The 4,031-nt window shown below is 45.8% G+C and carries 4 protein-coding genes and 1 pseudogene; all 5 read right to left on the bottom strand.

All coding sequences use genetic code 11. The features are described 5' to 3' along the window. Positions 1–382 (bottom strand): anaerobic C4-dicarboxylate transporter family protein (locus FDW87_RS21395; protein ID WP_252362928.1); only part of this gene is annotated, 382 nt, incomplete at its 3' end. Positions 383–444: 62 nt separating this feature from the next. Then, positions 445–1,821 carry an argininosuccinate lyase gene (gene argH / locus FDW87_RS01050; RefSeq protein ID WP_019077352.1) on the bottom strand — a complete coding sequence of 459 codons (1,377 nt, stop codon included), beginning with the start codon at positions 1,819–1,821 and terminating at the stop codon, positions 445–447. A 456-nt stretch (positions 1,822–2,277) separates the two neighbouring features. After that, the gene (gene yfeX, locus FDW87_RS01055; protein ID WP_016153939.1) at positions 2,278–3,177 is read right to left on the bottom strand and encodes a porphyrinogen peroxidase; all 900 of its coding nucleotides are present in this window, start codon (positions 3,175–3,177) and stop codon (positions 2,278–2,280) included. Between the two features lie 93 nt (positions 3,178–3,270). Continuing rightward, positions 3,271–3,846, bottom strand: coding sequence for an RpoE-regulated lipoprotein (locus FDW87_RS01060; RefSeq protein ID WP_016153940.1), 576 nt, complete (start codon positions 3,844–3,846; stop codon positions 3,271–3,273). Between the two features lie 59 nt (positions 3,847–3,905). Then, positions 3,906–4,031 (bottom strand): annotated as a pseudogene (locus FDW87_RS21400) (DUF2919 domain-containing protein); the annotation flags it as partial.

Here is a 4,031-nt window from a genome sequence, read left to right on the forward strand (position 1 = left end):
CCTTTGCTTCAGCAGCAACTTCAGCGACAACCGGATACAAAGAGAAAGCAACGTAAGTAGTCCCACAGAATAGCGTAAATATAGAAGTTAATATGGGGGCAACAAAAGTAATTGCCTGTGGTTTTTTACGGAGTAATTTTTCAGCCACGCGCACCAGGTAATCAAGCCCACCAGCGGCCTGTAATACGCTGACAGCGCCAATCACACAAATAATAATTAGCATTGCAGTAATAGATGGTGCGGAGGGTTTTAGTCCAAAACCCAGAACTAATATTGCAACACCCAGTCCTCCACCAGCACCCAGCCCCATTCCGCCATAACGCCCGCCTATACCAATACAGGCGAGTACAATAAATAATTGTATAAAAAATAAAGCATCCATTTTTCACCTCAAAGCGTCTCCCGGATATTGCATCCGGGAGATATTAATTACTATGCTCGGGATTAGTTTAAATATGATTTAGCAATTTCGATCTGTTTTTTAACAGCATCAGTCCCTGTGCCACCATAAGACATTCTTGATTTAATACATGCTTCGAGAGATATACTCTCATAAATATCATTTTCGATTTTATCATCAAATGTGTGGAATTCATCCAGAGTAAGCTCTTCCAACATTTTTCTATGTTTTATACAGTAATTAACAGCACTGCCAACAATATGGTGAGCTTCTCTAAAAGGAATGCCTTTACGAACCAGGTAGTCAGCCATATCGGTTGCGTTTGAAAATCCTCTTGCCGCTGCGCTGCGAGTATTATCTGAAAGAATAACCATTTTTTCGAGCATCGGCGCCATAATTTTCAGACTGGTCTGTAAGGTATCCATAGAGTCATAGACCTGCTCTTTATCCTCACTCATATCAGTATTATAGGCCAGAGGGATACCTTTCATAATGGTTAACATCGCCATTAGATTTCCGTACATACGCCCCCCTTTGCCGCGCATTTTTTCAGCCACGTCGGGGTTTTTCTTCTGTGGCATGATGCTGGAACCGGTACAGAAATCATCTGAAAGCTCAATAAATTTAAAATCCTGACTTGAGAATAAAACCAGTTCTTCTGACAAACGGGTAAGATGCATAAAGCACATAGCAGCGGCGGCAGTGAATTCAACCATATGGTCACGATCGCTGACAGAATCAATACTGTTTTCAGTCGGTTTGTCAAAGCCAAGCTCTTTAGCCGTGAAATCACGATCAATGGGGAAAGTAGTACCGGCAAGGGCTGCTGAACCTAAAGGGCATTCCCCCATGCGTTGATAAAGGTCTGCAAAACGAGTCCAGTCACGGCGTAACATCCAATAATATGCCATTATCCAGTGCGACAGCAGAATAGGCTGACCGGTCTGTAAATGAGTATAGCCAGGCATGATCGCATTAATGTTATTTTCAGCTTTGCTGATAATAACTTTTTGTAGATGAACGATATCCTGCTGAATTTCACGAATAGTCGATCTCATGTGCATTTTCGAATCGACAGTCGTCTGGTCATTACGACTGCGGCCGGTATGTAGCTTCCCGCCTACAGGACCAATTATTTCTGTCATACGTCTTTCTATCGCCATATGAATATCTTCATCAACGGTATCAAAAACGAATTGCCCTTCCTCAATCTCTTTATTGACCTGCCTTAACCCGCCAATAATCGCATTCGCTTCATCCTGCGTGATAATCCCCTGACGGCCCAGCATAGTGGCGTGAGCAATACTCCCCTGAATATCAAAAGGGCAGAGACGTTGTTCCAGCATAATTGTCGCATTATAAGATTCGACCAGTTTATTTGTAGGCATATCAAAACGCCCACCCCATAATTTTGTAGACATAAAACCTCCGATGACCCTTTGTTGCAAAATGGTTAAATATAAATTCCGTTATTTTTCGGTCATTTTCAGATTACAAGACAGTCATTTTAATTGTCAACAAATGAAGGCATTAAATCAATTTATGGCGAAATTAATTACACTTATTATTTATTTTGTTTTCATAAATTGCATTAAAAAACCTGATCTTCCTCACATTTAAATTGTGATTTAATTCAGATATATTCAGAATTTTTAAAGTAATAAATTGGTATTAATAGTTTATTAATTCTAAATAATTCCATTTAATACCGTTGTCATAACCGAGAAACTGGCAGATAAATAATAATGAACGTGGGAGGTAATTTTTCAGGATGAGCGTCAACGCAAGTGCATCATCAGCATAGCGGACGTTGGGTGATTCGGGGGAGAGCTATATTGTGCCAGATGGCGGCATCAGCGCCATCTGGCATAAAAAAATCACAGGGCCAGCAAACGATCCAGCGATGGCGCGAAATAATAGCCGCCGGTCACCGGTTTAGTGAAGCGCAGCATCGCGTCGCGCTTGCCGTCAGTGTCGCCAAACATGCTCAGCAGTTGCTGCTCGATGTTGTGCAAACGGGCGCAATAGGCACAGAAATAGAGGCCGTGCGTACCGCTGGCGGTGCCGTATGGCAGGCTCTGGCGCACAATTTTCAGTCCTTTACCATCTTCTTTGAGATCGACACGGCTCAGGTGAGAGGTAACCGGACGGTCATCACCGTCGATCTCTTCGTTGGCTTCCTTGGTACGCCCAATCATCATTTCCTGGTCATGAATGCTCATGCGGTTAAGCTGCTTCAGGTTATGTTCCCAACGCTGCACAAACACATAGCTGCCGCCAGCATCCACGCCATCTTTAATAACCGCGACTTCACGGCGCGTTTCAACGCCTGCCGGGTTTTCCGTTCCGTCAACAAAGCCGCTGAGATCGCGCTCTTCAACCCAACGGAAACCGTGGATCTCTTCTTTGACTTCAATACAGTCGCCAAAGGCTTCCATTGCCGCCTGTGCAACGGAGAAATTCACGTCATGACGCAAAGAGAGAATATGAATCAGCACATCATACTGGGTGGCTGGGGCAAGACCTTTACCGTAAGGGATAAAGTCTTTTAACTCTTCTGCGCCAACGCCGCCGCTCAGTGTACGCCAGGTGTTGTTGCCAAAAGCAACAACCGCGCCCAGATGCGCATCCGGGAACTTCGCTTCAAAGGTCGCCAGCTTATCGGCGAAGGTTTTGCTGGCCCCACGCAGGGCCTCAACGTCGCCTTTAACATTGGCTTCAATCCAAATCGCCGCACGGCAATGTTCTGGCAAAATGCCACTCTGAACCTGAGACATTGTTCCTCCTGAAAAAAAGATGCCACGACATCGTGGCATTGATGGGCGCTATTCTACCTGTTTTTTTAACAAGCCGATTTGTTCAGACGCAAATTAACGCCGCCAGATAATTTTGCTTACTTTCCATGCTTTCAACGTATCGTCAGACGGCATTAAGCCCTCAGGCCCGCTCCACTCACCGGAAAAGACGTAGCTAATATGTTGACTTCCCTCAGCTTTGCATTCAACGCCCGCGCTGTCATCGCCAGTCGCCTTCTGACAATTACCAAAGGCTTTAGTGTAAAGGTCGCTAAACGGTGTACCGATTTCGACACCCGCAGAAGAGGGAATATCGCTGTCGACTACATCAATACGGCTAATCGTTCCCTGATTGCCATTGATAACCATCGCCAGCTTGTCATCTTTCATCGCTTCATAAAAGCGCACCACATTACCGTTATCGGTCTTCATCCCACTACGCAGGCGGTAATCACCGTCCAGCGCATCAGCAATGGTTTTTTCATCCAGCGGGGTTGCGCCAGTTAACGCTCCGACGCCCTGCTCAGTGACCTGCGTTGAAGAACCAAACCAGTTCCACGGATTGGCGGCAGACCAGTTCACCGATGACAACGTTGAACACCCGGTCAATAGCAGCGGCATCGCGCATAAAGTCAAACGCAGTGATTTCATTTCACTTCCTTCCTTATTTATCAACGTTGCTTGGAGTCCGGTTTCGCCAAAAAGTGCCGTTATTCTTTCTCGAGGGAAAAACAGGCGCGCAGACGTTGATTAGTTAACAGCCAGATCAGCGCAACGACATCCGCCACCAGCAGCGCCAGCCCGACGCCGTTGACCGGATCGCCTGCCAGCCACAT

This window comes from Citrobacter sp. wls826 (assembly GCF_005281245.1).
GTDB classification, from domain to species: Bacteria; Pseudomonadota; Gammaproteobacteria; order Enterobacterales; family Enterobacteriaceae; genus Citrobacter; species Citrobacter braakii.